This is a genomic window from Dactylosporangium sp. CA-092794 (assembly GCF_050948465.1).
In the GTDB taxonomy this organism is placed as follows: Bacteria; Actinomycetota; Actinomycetes; order Mycobacteriales; family Micromonosporaceae; genus Dactylosporangium.
This window is the reverse complement of record NZ_CP192044.1, coordinates 2453916-2466432: the sequence shown is the minus strand read 5'-3', so window position 1 is coordinate 2466432 and position 12517 is coordinate 2453916. Positions and strand designations below refer to the sequence as shown.

14 protein-coding genes are annotated in these 12517 nt (G+C 72.7%); 7 read left to right on the top strand and 7 right to left on the bottom strand.

Annotated elements, in window-relative coordinates; translation table 11 throughout:
* The first annotated feature begins 171 nt into the window (after window positions 1-171).
* From ACQPXD_RS10870 to ACQPXD_RS10860, 3 genes are all read left to right on the top strand, one after another.
* Window positions 172-819, top strand: coding sequence for a SigE family RNA polymerase sigma factor (locus tag ACQPXD_RS10870; RefSeq protein ID WP_432837312.1), 648 nt, complete (start codon window positions 172-174; stop codon window positions 817-819).
* Window positions 749-1939, top strand: a complete 1191-nt coding sequence (locus tag ACQPXD_RS10865; protein WP_432837310.1) for a hypothetical protein — start codon at window positions 749-751, stop codon at window positions 1937-1939. Before ACQPXD_RS10870 ends, ACQPXD_RS10865 begins: the two co-directional genes overlap by 71 nt.
* 199 nt (window positions 1940-2138) lie before the next feature.
* Window positions 2139-2333, top strand: a complete 195-nt coding sequence (locus ACQPXD_RS10860) for a hypothetical protein (protein WP_432837308.1) — start codon at window positions 2139-2141, stop codon at window positions 2331-2333.
* Window positions 2334-2380: 47 nt separating this feature from the next.
* Here ACQPXD_RS10860 and ACQPXD_RS10855 read toward each other — a convergent pair whose 3' ends face one another.
* The 6 genes from ACQPXD_RS10855 to ald form a co-directional block, all read right to left on the bottom strand.
* Window positions 2381-2737, bottom strand: coding sequence for a hypothetical protein (locus tag ACQPXD_RS10855; RefSeq protein WP_432837306.1), 357 nt, complete (start codon window positions 2735-2737; stop codon window positions 2381-2383).
* The gene (locus tag ACQPXD_RS10850; protein ID WP_432837304.1) at window positions 2734-4599 is read right to left on the bottom strand and encodes a hypothetical protein; all 1866 of its coding nucleotides are present in this window, start codon (window positions 4597-4599) and stop codon (window positions 2734-2736) included. Before ACQPXD_RS10850 ends, ACQPXD_RS10855 begins: the two co-directional genes overlap by 4 nt.
* Window positions 4596-5354 (bottom strand): hypothetical protein, encoded by a 759-nt coding sequence (locus ACQPXD_RS10845; protein ID WP_432837302.1) that lies wholly within the window; start codon window positions 5352-5354, stop codon window positions 4596-4598. Before ACQPXD_RS10845 ends, ACQPXD_RS10850 begins: the two co-directional genes overlap by 4 nt.
* A 131-nt stretch (window positions 5355-5485) precedes the next feature.
* Complete coding sequence (locus ACQPXD_RS10840; protein ID WP_432837301.1) at window positions 5486-6064, bottom strand: TetR family transcriptional regulator; 579 nt, start codon at window positions 6062-6064, stop codon at window positions 5486-5488.
* 816 nt (window positions 6065-6880) lie between these two features.
* Window positions 6881-7849 (bottom strand): site-specific tyrosine recombinase XerD, encoded by a 969-nt coding sequence (locus tag ACQPXD_RS10835; protein WP_432843788.1) that lies wholly within the window; start codon window positions 7847-7849, stop codon window positions 6881-6883.
* A gap of 48 nt (window positions 7850-7897) precedes the next feature.
* Window positions 7898-9013, bottom strand: a complete 1116-nt coding sequence (gene ald, locus ACQPXD_RS10830; RefSeq protein WP_432837299.1) for an alanine dehydrogenase — start codon at window positions 9011-9013, stop codon at window positions 7898-7900.
* A gap of 172 nt (window positions 9014-9185) precedes the next feature.
* Between ald and ACQPXD_RS10825 the strand changes: the two genes are divergently transcribed.
* Together ACQPXD_RS10825 and ACQPXD_RS10820 are read left to right on the top strand one after the other, a co-directional pair.
* Entirely contained in the window at window positions 9186-9896 is a 711-nt protein-coding gene (locus tag ACQPXD_RS10825; RefSeq protein WP_432837297.1) for an RICIN domain-containing protein, read from the top strand.
* 88 nt (window positions 9897-9984) lie between these two features.
* The gene (locus ACQPXD_RS10820; protein WP_432837295.1) at window positions 9985-10377 is read left to right on the top strand and encodes a YchJ family protein; all 393 of its coding nucleotides are present in this window, start codon (window positions 9985-9987) and stop codon (window positions 10375-10377) included.
* Window positions 10378-10834: 457 nt separating this feature from the next.
* Here ACQPXD_RS10820 and ACQPXD_RS10815 read toward each other — a convergent pair whose 3' ends face one another.
* A complete protein-coding gene (locus ACQPXD_RS10815) occupies window positions 10835-11242 on the bottom strand; it encodes an ATP-binding protein (RefSeq protein WP_432837293.1) in 408 nt (135 codons plus the stop codon).
* A 114-nt stretch (window positions 11243-11356) separates the two neighbouring features.
* On the opposite strand from ACQPXD_RS10815, the gene arfB reads away from it, so the two are divergent.
* On the top strand, window positions 11357-11782 hold the full coding sequence (arfB, locus tag ACQPXD_RS10810) for an alternative ribosome rescue aminoacyl-tRNA hydrolase ArfB (protein ID WP_432837291.1): 426 nt from the start codon (window positions 11357-11359) through the stop codon (window positions 11780-11782).
* Between the two features lie 24 nt (window positions 11783-11806).
* On the top strand, window positions 11807-12511 hold the full coding sequence (locus ACQPXD_RS10805; RefSeq protein WP_432837289.1) for a hypothetical protein: 705 nt from the start codon (window positions 11807-11809) through the stop codon (window positions 12509-12511).
* Window positions 12512-12517 lie beyond the last annotated feature (6 nt).

Below are 12517 nucleotides of genomic sequence, written 5' to 3'. Positions count from 1 at the left end.
ATCGCGGAGAGTTTTGGTTGCGAGCCGGACTTATCGCCTTCATCCGAACGGGCCGATTCGCGCCTGGTTTGTCCGAAGAGTCACCGGCGCCGGAAAATCGGTCCGCAACCGTGTGCAACCCTTCGTTCGGCGGTTCCGTCTACCCCCCGGACGCGAAGGGAGCCCGGACGGTTGAACGAAGACGACGAGGCGCACTTCCGGGAATTCGTCACCGCGCGATTCGACGGGCTGCGCTCGCTCGCCTACCTGACGTGCGGGGACTGGCACGCGGCCGAGGACGCCGTCGCGGCTTCCCTGGCCAAGCTGTACGTGCGCTGGCACAAGGTGGACACGCCGCTGGCCTACGTGCGGCGGGCGATCGTGCACGCGCTGGTCGACGAGTCGCGGCGGCCGTGGCGGCGGCGGGAGCGCTCGGCCGGGTATGCGTTACCCGATCTGCCCGGGCCCGACCACGCCGACCAGGTCGACGAGCGCATCCGCATCCGGGCGGCGCTGGCCCGCATGGCGCCCGGCCAGCGCGCCGTGCTGGTGCTGCGGTACTACGAGGGGCTGAGCGTTGAGGAGACCGCCGAGGTACTCGGCCGCCAGCCGGGCACCGTCAAGAGCCAGACCGCCCGGGGGCTCGCCGCGCTCCGTGCCCTCCTCGGCACCGAGGAGCTCCGGGTATCGGACGGCGGCGGAGCGAGCGCTGCAACGCGTGGCGGGTCGGGCATCGGTATCGCTGTGGACCAGGACGGGAGGGAAGGGCATGGATCAGGATCTGCACACGCTGCTGACGTCGGTGCGCGACGACGCGCCACCACCACGGCTCAGCGTTGACGACATCACCGCCGCGGGCCGGCATCTGGCCCGGCGCCGCAAGCGGCTCGCCCTGCTGTCCTCCGTCTCCGGGGGCGCGGTCACGGCGGTGGCGGCCGTCACCGCCGCGCTGATCATCGCGGCGCCGTCCGGGGTCACGCCGCAGGTGCCGAGCGGGCCGGCGAACAGCGTGGCGGCGAGCGCGGGGCCGCCGGCGTTCACCGACACGCAGCCGTTCATGACGACGTACCGCGGCTACGAGGCCGGCAGCTTCCTGGTCAGCGACCCCGACCTGGTGACGACCGCCTACCAGCAGTCCTCGATCGACGCCGGCATCGCCCTGCCCCCGGTCCCGGCGTCCCCGTCGACGAAGGCGGCGAAGACCGCCGACCCGGTGGCGACGTCGCGCATCCCGGGGCTGCTGCGCGGCGGGATCCTGGTGGTGTACCGGGCCGGCAACTTCGACCCGCGCGAGTTCGTCAAGGCCGAGCGGATCGACCTGCGCGCCGGCACCGGCCTGCTGTACTACTCCGGCGGCACGGGCGACCCGGCCGCGACCGACGCCAACCGGGCCCTCATGCTCAAGTCACAGCCGCAGATCCCGACGCTCGCGTGGCAGTACGCCGACAACTCCTGGGCGGTCGTGTACTGGTCGTCATGGGAGACCGTGCCTCGCCGCGACACCCTGGTCGCGATCGCCGACGGGCTGGCGCCGGCCACGCCGCGGCCGTTCCCGGTCGGCTTGGTCCCGTCGTACCGGCCGAAGGGCTACCAGCTGCTGAGCGCCGGCTACGGCACCGACCCGGCCGCCGGCGATCCCCCGATCGTGTCCGCCGTCCGGCTGGCGCCCACCGTGCCGCGCACGCCGCTGACCCGGCCGATCGACTTCGCGGAGTACCCGGCGCTGACACTGACCCTGGGCCGCACCGACCCGAAGATCGGCCTGGCCGGCAAGCTCGACTGCTCGGCCCCGACCAGCTGCACGCGCTACGTCGACGACGGCGGCGTGTTCGTGCAGGGCGACCTCGACGGGATCAAACCGACCCCTGCGGTGTCCCTGGCGCAGGTCATGCTCGGCCTGAAGAGCCTCGACCCGGACGACATGGAGGGCTGGCCGGCGGCGACCGACGTGTTCGGCTGAGCGGCGAAACCCGCGACGCGGCGATTCGTGTTACCGTTCCGGTATGCGTTTCTGAGCCCACCGACGCCGCGCGCGCCCGCCGCTGACCGCCGATTCCAGGCGCAGCCGGCCGGGCCCCCGTTGTGGGTTCCACATTCCCCGCTTCGCGTGTCGCGCGGCAGCCGCCTGCCCCGTTGAGCCCTTCTGCCGAGGAGACGCCGTGCCCCAGTCAGACCCGCCCGCGAACGACACCGACGACACCGACGACGACAAGCCCGCCAATCCGCTGGAGGCCATCCGGCGCGCCCAGGCCAACCGCTCGCTCCCGCCCGGCTCGGGCAACCGGACCGCCGGGCGCGGCGGCGGCAAGGGCAGCACCCCGAAGGCCCCGAGGATGTACAACCGCCACAAGTGAGGGGAAGCGGCCCGGTCCGATCGCTCGGACCGGGCCGCCGCCTCGGCTCAGCTCATCCACTCGCGGATGCGGTCGGCGATGCCGGCCAGGCCCGCCAAAGTGGCCACCACCGCCGAAAACCGGCCCAGCCGGTCCCGCAGCGCCTCCTTGTCGACCGGCGAGCGCTGCAGCTCCTGGTTGACGCCGGTGAGGGCCTCCTGCACCCGGGCCGCCTGCACCGGCTCGGCCGCGGCCGGCGACTGCGGCCACTGCCGGTTGAAGTCGGCGAGGATCCGGTGCAGCTGCGCGATCCACTCCGCGCTGGGCGCGCCCGAGATCGCGGTGGCGCCGGTGCCGAAAGCGGCCGGGCCGTTGGTCGTGACGTTGTTGAACGTGAACGAGTCGCCGCCGCTCGCGGAGGTCATACCAGGGCTCCCGCCTGCTGGGGCCCCACCTGCTGCGCGAAGGCGCCGGCACCGATGGCGGCGGGCCCGTTGAAGGTGGGGCTGTTGAAGGTGTTCTGGGTGTTCTGGACGATGTTCATCTGCATCCGGTACTCCGAGGTGTCGACCCCGGCCCGCTCCAGGTAGTCCAGCACCGTGTCCAGGACGGTGCGCTCGACGAGCTTGAGGTACTTCTTCGCGTCGAGGTCCTGCATGAAGGTGCGTACCTCGGACTCGGCGGCCAGCTCCCGCACGCACAGCCGGGCGCCGTGCTCGTAGGACTTGAACTCGGTCGCGTCCTCGCGGGCCCGCCGCGCCCGGCGTTTGGTCGAGACCATCTGGCGCAGCGTGCGCAGCATCCGGCCCGGCGCCGCGACGGAGTGCAGCCAGTCGCTCATCAGGCCGGGCACCGCGCGCTGGAGCAGCCGGCCGAGCTCCGGGCGGAGCCGGTCGACGACCCGCAGGTCGTCGCGCAGCGGGGGCAGGACGGCGCCGAGGAACTCCAGGTAGAGCTTCCCGCCCTCGATCGCCACGTGCACGAACGCGGAGATGACGATGTCCTGCGACTGCGCCGGCAGGGCCACACGGCCGTCGCTGAGGCGCACCTCGCGGCCGTCGACGCCGACGATCACGTGCAGGTAGTGCCGCACCCCGCCCTGCGGCTGCTCGACGATCGCGGCCACCGCGTCCGGCGAGGCCATCTGCAGCGGCGTGCGGGTGGCCTGGTCGATGAGCGGGTCGCCCTGGTACCGCTCGCCGTCGGCGATGATCCGGTCCATCACGTAGACGCCGGGCACCCGCTGGTGCGGCGGCAGCCCGGCCTCCTGCAGCCGCAGGATGGCGGCGCTGATGGAGCGCTGCAGCGCGAGCGCGGAGACCGACCGCGGGTCGAACGTGGTGTCGCGGCTGAACCGCTCGCCCGTCTCGCCGGGCCGGGCGGCACCGCGCACCGCGAGTCCCTGCAGCAGTACCGCCATCGACCAGAACATCACCGTGTCCCCGGCGCCCATCAGCGGGTTCTTCGAGTGCAGCGACACGTTGCCGCGCTGGGCGGCGGCGAGCCAGGCGACCCGCCGCTCGATCCGCCCGCCCGGCAGCGGCGGCAGCGTCCCGGGAGCGGCCGGGCCGAGGGTCCGGGTCAGCGAGCGGAAGGTGCGGATCCGGGCGCCCAGCGCCACGCCGAGCGTCGCCAGCGCGAACAGGATCGGCAGCCCCGCGACGAGCAGCACCAGCGAGGTGTTGTACGCCGAGGTCACCCGCGCCGCGAGGTCGTCGATCGGGTTGCCGCCGGTGGTCTGCTGGTCGTAGGACGACCCGGCCTGCGTCGTCGCGTCGGAGCCGACCTGCAGCAGCAGGAGCAGCGGGCTGAACTGGGCGCCGCAGCAGTAGAGCACCACCGAGCCGGCGATCGCGCCCCAGGCGGCCCGCTGCGGGTCGGCCCGCAGCCCGGCGCGGCGCAGCCGGCGGGCCCGCCGCAGCTGGCGCAGGCCGAACGCGAAGGACAGCCAGCCGATCGTGGCGAAGGGCAGCAGCACGAACGCGGCCACCAGGACCAGGGTCAGCAGCCCGTCGCGCAGCAGCAGCATGCCGCGGGCACGGAAGGAGTGCCGCACGACCGGCTCGACGTCGAAGCCGAGCGACGGCGGCACCGCCCGCTGATCATCGCCGGTCGTTTCCTCGATGACGCGGTACGCGTAGTCGTCATCGAGATACGCGGCGGCGCACAGGCGGCGGGTCGTGTCGTTGATCGGCGGGCGGGCGGTCACCAGCGGGTGGGCGAACGGCGGCGGCCCGGCCGCGCTCGGCATGAGGCCCCCGGTGGACGCGGTGGTGGTGACGGTCATTGCTGTGCCTCCGGCCAGGCCGAGACCGCGCGGCTGTTCGTGCCGAACGCCGCGGGGCCGTTGGTCGTCAGGTTGCCGAACGAGAAGCCGCCGGCGGCCGCGACCGGCGCGGCGGGCACCGCGGGCGCGGCCGGCGGGGCGACGACGCGCGCCACGTCCTGCACCGCCACGCCCGGCACGGCGATCCAGGCCCCCGCCTCGAACCGCTTCTCGGGCAGCTCGATGCGGACCCGGGTGTACGAATCGGGCCGCAGCCCCTCGTACCGCTGGGCGACGACGTCGTCGTACACCTGCTCGGACACGATCAGCGCGGCGCCCGCGGACGGGAACGCGGCCAGGGCGTCCTTGAGCGGCCGGGCCTCGACGAGCCGGCAGACGGTCACCGCCGCCGCGCCGGGGAAGCCGTTGGCGCCGTCGAGGTGGACCAGCCCCACGTGTACCGCCAAACGAAGACGGATTCGCAGGTCGGCTCCCAGATCCCGGTTGCGCTCGCGCAGCAGCGCGTCGAGCGTGGCGCCCAAATGCGCCACGACCAGCGGCTCGGACGTGCCGGCCGGCAGGATCGCGAGCTCGCCGTCCCCGCTCGGCTGGGTCAGCCACTCGGCGCGACGCAGCCCCAGCCGGTCGGCCGCGTCGGCGAGCGCGCGCTGGAAGGCGCGCTGGATGTGGTACTGCTGGAGATTCTCCCGCTGCGAATATCGTTCGACGTCAACCGCGACAAGGATGCGCCGCTGCGGTTGCGGGGATGCGGTCATGCGTCACTTCTAGCGAAGCCGGAACCGGACTCCACCAGACATTCGGCCGGTCCGTCACCATGATCCGAGCGTCCTGGCGAGCCGGTCAGCCGACGATCGTCTCCGCACTCAACGCGGCGACCGGCGGCAGCTCAGCGGGCGCCGGTCAGGTAACGCTGAACGGTCGGCCCGATCTCCTCGACGATCGTCTCCGCACTCAACGCGGCGACCGGCGGCAGCCGCAGGATGTGCCGGCACAGCGCCAGGCCGAGCAGTTGCGTGGCGACCAGCCCGGCCCGCCGCCCGGCTTTGTCCGGGTCGCCGCCGGCCAGCCGCAGCGCGACCGGCTGGACCTGCTCGCGGAAGACGCCACGCAGCCGCTGCGCCGCGTCCTCGTCGGTGGCCGCGGAGCGCAGCAGGGTGAGCAGCGCGTCGTCCTCGGCCGCACTGTCCTCCCAGCGGCGCAGGAAGTGCCGCACCAGTTCGGCACCGAGCCGCTCGGGCGGGATGCCGCCCACGTCGGGCAGGCGCAGGTCGACATCGACGGCGGCGGCGAAGAGCCCGGCCTTGCTGCCGTAGTACCGCATCACCATCGACGGGTCGATCGCGGCATCGGCGGCGATCGCACGGATGGTGGCCCGCTGGTAGCCGTCGGCGGCGAACCGCGCCCGGGCGGCCCGCAGGATGGCGGCCCGGGTGGCATCGGATCGCCGCGGCACGTCGGGGCTCATGCCCACAACTGTAGGCCAACACCCGTTGACGCTCCCAACCGCCGCCCGCCCGCGACCAAACCCGCCGACGCCAACCGCTCGGCCGCCCCGCCGACCCGGTCGGTCGGACGGACGCGGGCGCCAACCGCCGCGAAAACGATAAGTCGGGCGCTCCGCGCCACGACTTATCGGACTTATACCCTGACAGGGTATAAGTCCGAAAAATCTGGATGCGAAGCGTCTGGATTTTTCGTCCGATCGGCGCCCGCTCCAGGCATTCGCCTGCGGGCGACGACGAGTCGGCGAGCGGCGAGTCGGCCGTCGATGAGTCGGCCAGCGCGAATCGGCCAGCGCGAATCGGCCGTCGGTGAGTCGGTCGGCGCGAGTCGGCCGGCGGTGAGCTTGGCCAGGGACGCACCAGCCACGCGCGCCTCCGCACCGCCCTCCGCACCGCCCTCCGCACCGCCCACCGGACACGCCTCCGCACCGCCCACGGGACACGCCTCCGCACCGCCCACGGGACACGCCTCCGCACCGCCCACCGCGACCGAAACTCTCCGCGATCATGCCGAACGCACTATCGACACCAACGGTTTTTCATGATCACGGAGCGAAGATGTACACCCGTGTACCACAAGTCTCCGTGATCATGGCGAACCCGCGGTGCGGTTGCGGCAACACGCATGATCACGGAGACATCCGTTCGCCCCGGCGCCGAGTCGGACGACCCAGCACCCGAAAGGCCGCAGCAAAACCGCTTCTATCGGATTTTTCGCCTGTCAGGGTATAAGTCCGAAAAATCCGGATGCGAAGCGTCTGGATTTTTCGGAACCAGGGTCAGCGGGCGCGCGGGTGGGCGGTGGCGTAGACCTCGCGCAGCCGGTCGACGGTGACCAGCGTGTACACCTGCGTCGTGGTCACCGAGGCGTGGCCGAGCAGCTCCTGCACGACCCGGATGTCGGCGCCGCCGTCGAGCAGGTGGGTGGCGAACGAGTGCCGCAGCGTGTGCGGCGAGACGCCGCCCGGCCCGTCGACCGGTAGCCCGGCCCGCTGCGCCGCCTTGCGCAGGATCGTCCAGGCGCTCTGCCGTGACAGGGTGCCGCCGCGGGCGTTGAGGAACACCGTGGGCCGGCCGGTGCCGTTGGCGGACAGCGCCGGGCGGCCGCGGACCAGGTAGGCGTCCAGCGCCGAGCGCGCGTAGCTGCCCATCGGCACCAGCCGGGTCTTGCCGCCCTTGCCGTGCAGCACGACCATGCCGGGGCGGGCGGCGAGGTCCAGGTCGTCGACGGCGAGGCCGACCGCCTCCGAAATGCGCGCGCCGGTGCCGTAGAGGAACTCCAGCAGGGCGCGGTCGCGCAGCGCGAGGGGGCCGTCGGCGGGGCCGGCCAGCAGCCGCGACACCTGGTCGACGTCGAGCGCCTTCGGCAGCCGCTTGGGCAGTGCCGGCGGCTTCACCTCGCGCGACGGATCGGCCGGGGCGAGGCCCTCCAGCAGGGCGAAGCGGTGCAGGCCGCGCACGGCGCTGGCGGCGCGGGCGGCCGAGGACGCGGACAGCGGCGGGGCGTCACCGTCCGGGGCGCGCAGCGCCGCGACGTGGCCGGCGATGTCGCGCGCGGCCACGTCCGGCAGAGCGGTGACGCCGGAGCCGACCAGCCATTCGACATAGCGGTCGAGGTCGCGGCGGTACGACGCGAGCGTGTTCGCCGCGAGGGCGCGCTCGACGGTCAGGTGGTCCAGGTAGGTGTCGACGGCGCGGCGCAGCTGCTCGCCCGCGGCCGCCGAGGCCGGCCCGTCAGCGCTTCGCAAGGACGGCCCGCCCGAGGCGGCCCCGGCGTCGACTCCCACCGGGCTGTTTTATGCCAGAACGTCCGCGAGGGCAACGTGGCTCATGCCGTGCGCGTCGGCGACCGGGCCGTAGGTGACGTGGCCGTCGTGCGTGTTGAGCCCGAGCGCGAGGGCCGGGTCGCGGCGCAGCGCCTCGGCCCAGCCGCGGTCGGCGAGCTCGAGGGCGTACGGCAGGGTGACGTTGGTCAGCGCGTACGTGCTGGTGTGCGGTACCGCGCCGGGCATGTTCGCCACGCAGTAGAAGATCGAGTCGTGGACCCGGTAGGTCGGCTCGGCGTGCGTGGTCGGGCGCGAGTCCTCGAAGCAGCCGCCCTGGTCGATCGAGATGTCGACCAGCACGCTGCCCGGCTTCATGCGCTTGACCAGGTCGTTGCTGATGAGCTTGGGGGCCTTCGCGCCGGGCACCAGCACCGCGCCGATGACCAGGTCGGCGTCGAGGACGGCCCGCTCGATCTCGTAGCTGTTGGACGCGACGGTCTGCACGTGGCCCTGGTAGATCGCGTCGGCGCCGCGCAGCCGGGTGATGTTCTTGTCCAGCAGCAGTACCTCGGCCTGCATGCCCACCGCGATCGCGGCCGCGTTGAGCCCGGAGACGCCGGCGCCGATGACGACGACCTTGGCCGCGTAGACGCCGGACACGCCGCCGAGCAGCACGCCGCGGCCGCCGCCGGCGCGCATCAGGTGGTAGGCGCCGACCTGCGGGGCCAGCCGCCCGGCGACCTCGGACATCGGGGCGAGCAGCGGCAGCGAGCGGTCGGGCAGCTCCACCGTCTCGTAGGCGATGCCGGTGACCTTGGCGTCGATGAGGGCCTGGGTGCACTCGCGGGAGGCGGCCAGGTGGAGGTAGGTGAAGAGGACCTGGCCGGGGCGCATCCGGTGGTACTCCTCGGCGATCGGCTCCTTGACCTTGAGCACCAGCTCGCCCTCGGCCCAGACATCGTCGGCGCCCGGCAGGATGGTGGCGCCGGCCTCGCGGAACTCCTGGTCGGTGATCGACGACCCCTCGCCCGCCCCGGCCTCGACGATCACCTCGTGCCCGTGGCCGGTGAGCTCGTGGACGCCGGCCGGGGTGATCGCCACGCGGTACTCGTGGTTCTTGACCTCGCGCGGAATTGCGACCTTCACGTTCGGACCCCTCTCCACTCAGCGTACCGTCACGCTGTGTGCACAATCGGGAAGTTTATGGCCCGTCCGGCCCGTCCGCTGGCTGCACACTGTGAACTCCTGCCTGGCCGGATTGACAGACTGTCGGGCGGTAGGGGCCGGGCGCGGCGACCCTGATCTATGCTGTGCGACCGTGACCGTCTACGGCGGGCCCCGGCCCACGCCGCCCGCGCCGAAGCCCGACAGGGTGCTGCTCGCCGCGGCCGGGTTCCTGGTGCTGGCGGTCGTCGTCGGCATCGTCTTCGGGGTCCAGGCGTTCACGTCGGACGCGTCGAAGGCGACCAGCGCGCCGGCCGGGCCGCCGCCGTCCGCCGCCGCGCCTTCCGACGGGCCGCCGTCGGTCGCGCCGTCCTCGGCCGCTCCCCCGCCGCCCAGCCCGACCCCGTCGCCGACGCCCACCCAGGCCACGGCCGCGCTGCTGGCCGCCCGGCCGACGCTGATGCGCCCCGACCACTCGGGCCTGTGCCTGCAGGCCAACCCGGGCAACGGCGGCAACGCCAACCAGGTGCCGTGCGACGGCAACAACGCGACGATGCTGTGGGTACCGCAGTTGATCACCGGCACCCAGGACGTGTTCCGGTTCGTCAACGCCGCCGACAACCGCTGCCTGGACGTCAACGGCGCGTCGAAGGACAACGGCGCGCAGATCCTGATCTGGGACTGCAACGGCGGCGCCAACCAGGTCTGGCGGCTGGTCCGCGACGGCGACGGCTACCGCTTGCTGAGCCTCAACAGCAACAAGTGCATCGGCATCGACAACGGCAACCCGGCCCCGGGCGCGGTGGCCCGGCAGTGGGACTGCGACGGCTCGACCAACCAGCGCTGGCAGTTCCAGCAGCTCTAGCCGCCGGTCGGGCCGCCACCAGGGCGAAGGCCATAATCGTCACGGGCCCGGGCCGCACCACCCCGGAACCGTCGGGAACAATGTTGCGGTGAGCGAGGAACTGCCCGGTATGAACAACTGCCCGTGCGGGCTCGGCGAGCCTTACGACGAGTGCTGCGGGCGGTACCACCGCGGAGAAGAGCCACCGAGCGCCGAGCTGCTCATGCGGGCCCGCTACAGCGCGTATGTGGTCGGCGATCGGAAGTTCCTGCTGCGCACCTGGCACGAGAAGACCCGGCCCCGGGCGTTCAGCCTGGAGGAGGAGCAGAACTGGCTCGGGCTGACCATCCTCGGCCGGGAGGGCGGCGGCCTGCTGGACTCCGAGGGGATCGTGGAGTTCCGGGCCCGGTACGTCGCCGACGGCCGCCGAGGCGCCATGCACGACCGGAGCCGCTTCGTGAAGGTCGGCGGCGCCTGGCGCTACCTGGACGAAATCGCCTGATCCGCACCGTTTTCGCCGATGGCACGGCCAAAACGGATATTTCCGAAATGTCGGGCGAGCGGCATCCGTTCCGCGCGGCCCGGACGGACGGATGTCTCCGTGATCATGACGTTCACGATGACCGCACCCGGGTTTCTCATGATCACGGAGTGTTGTTGTACGCAGGGGTACATCAACACTCCGTGATCATGAGAAACCGTTGGCGCCGACGCCGGATCCGCATGATCGCGGAGACTTTCGGTCGGCGCGCCGCGCGTTGGGCCGGGCTCCGCGCAGTGCCTGGCGTGTGGGACGCGATCGCCGATCCTGCCCGCCCCAATCCTGCCCGGCCCGGTGCGCCCGGGCGCACCGATAGTGCCCGCCCCCGGGCGCCCCGCCCAGGCACCGATCGCCCGGCCCGGGGCAAAGCCGGCAGGTCAGACCGCGAGAAGCAAAGCCGAGGAACAAAGCCGGCGGGTCAGGCCGCGACGGCCGTGCTCAAGGTCACAACGGTGCCGGCGTCGCTGGAGTCGACGCTGACCTTGTCGACCAGGTGGCGGGCCAGCCACAGGCCCCGGCCGCTGATCGCGTAGCTGGGCGGCAGCGCCTCCCCGTCGAGCCGCTCCGGCGGGATGCCCGCGCCCTTGTCGGTCACCTCGCACAGCACCACGCCGCTGGCGAGCCACAGCCGCAGCCGCCCGCCGCCGCCCGCGTGCCGCACGGCGTTGGTGACGATCTCGTTGACCGCGAGCACGAAGTCCTCGAGCCGCTGCCCGCTCAGCCCGGCCCGCTCGGCGCCCCGGCTCACGGCGTGCCGCACCGGGGTGATCTGCGCGACGTCGAACTCCTCGACCAGCAGCGCCGTTGTCTGAACGGCTTCAGCCACGGTGCCACCTTTCCGCCGCGTCTCGCCTCGCTGACACTACCCCCAGCCACCGCGGGGCCGTCGCCATGTCACCCTGCGGTGCAAGATGCATCCTGTGCCCCGCATGCTATGCGGGTGGACGACGACCTGCAGGTGACCGACACCATAGCCCTGCCCCGGGCGGAGCTCATGTGGCGGTTCAGCCGCTCCGGCGGGCCGGGCGGGCAGTCGGTGAACACCACCGACTCGCGGGTCGAGTTGCGCTTCGACGTGGCCGCGACGGACGCGCTGCCCGAGCCGCTGAAGAACCGGGCGCTGGAGCGGCTGGCCGGACGGCTCGTCGACGGGGTGTTGTCGATCGTGGCCTCGGAGCACCGCTCGCAGCTGCAGAACCGGCGCGCGGCCGAGGAGCGCCTGGTGGCGACCATCGCCGCGGCGATCGCCCCGCCGCCGCGGCCGCGGAAACGGACGAAACCGTCCAAGGGTGCCGTCGAGCGGCGCCTGACCGACAAGCGCCACACCGCCCAGCGCAAGCAACAACGGCGGCCGCCCGCGGAGTGACCATATTTCGGTCAAAATCCGGATATGGTACGTCCAATCGCCGCCTTCCTGACGGCCGCGCTCCTGCTCGCCGGGTGCGGGGACCCGCCGCCGGCCCCCGGGGCCGCGTCCAGCGAGAGCCCGGGCCATCCGCCGCAGACCGGCAGCTACCCGGGCTCGCCGTCGATCGCGCCGGCGAGCGGGGCGCCGGTGGAGCTGTCCGGCTGGGAGGCCACCGTCTACTACACCGCCGTCGAGTCCCTGCACACCGACGCGGCCACGACGGTGACCGGCTGCCCCACCATCGACTGCGAGCAGCACCGCCACCAGCAGACCCTCGGCAGCTTCCCGGCGTCGTTCGTCAAGGCCGTCAAGGACGAGGGCACCGGCCGCACCGCCGACGGCCGGTACCTCAACTGGTCCTACGACACCGGCTACTGGATGGACTCCGCGCCCCGCGACACCGCCGGCCGTCCCCTGCAGCCGTGGAGCTCGGCCGCCGCCGACACCGGCGCGCTGCGGGCCGGCACCCGGTTCACGATCCTGCGCTGCGGCACCGCCGAGGTCACCGCCGAGGTGTGCGCCCGGCTCAAGGCCCCGACCTGGACGATCGTCGACGAGTTCACCCCCGGCCTGGGCGGCAGCCGCCACGTCGACCTCTACATCGGCGAGGAGACCGGCCCCGATTTCACCGACTCCGACCTGTACACCACCCTGGAGAACGCCACGCTGTCGGCGATCCGGGCATGATGGTCG

What these genes read in the sequence shown, in the direction of transcription:
- ACQPXD_RS10855 (WP_432837306.1), bottom strand. Translation starts at nt 2,737, where the DNA reads ATGACCTCCGCGAGCGGCGGCGACTCGTTCACGTTCAACAACGTCACG.
- ACQPXD_RS10805 (WP_432837289.1), top strand. Translation starts at nt 11,807, where the DNA reads ATGGTACGTCCAATCGCCGCCTTCCTGACGGCCGCGCTCCTGCTCGCC.
- ACQPXD_RS10840 (WP_432837301.1), bottom strand. Translation starts at nt 6,064, where the DNA reads ATGAGCCCCGACGTGCCGCGGCGATCCGATGCCACCCGGGCCGCCATC.
- ACQPXD_RS10865 (WP_432837310.1), top strand. Translation starts at nt 749, where the DNA reads ATGGATCAGGATCTGCACACGCTGCTGACGTCGGTGCGCGACGACGCG.
- ACQPXD_RS10845 (WP_432837302.1), bottom strand. Translation starts at nt 5,354, where the DNA reads ATGACCGCATCCCCGCAACCGCAGCGGCGCATCCTTGTCGCGGTTGAC.
- ACQPXD_RS10850 (WP_432837304.1), bottom strand. Translation starts at nt 4,599, where the DNA reads ATGACCGTCACCACCACCGCGTCCACCGGGGGCCTCATGCCGAGCGCG.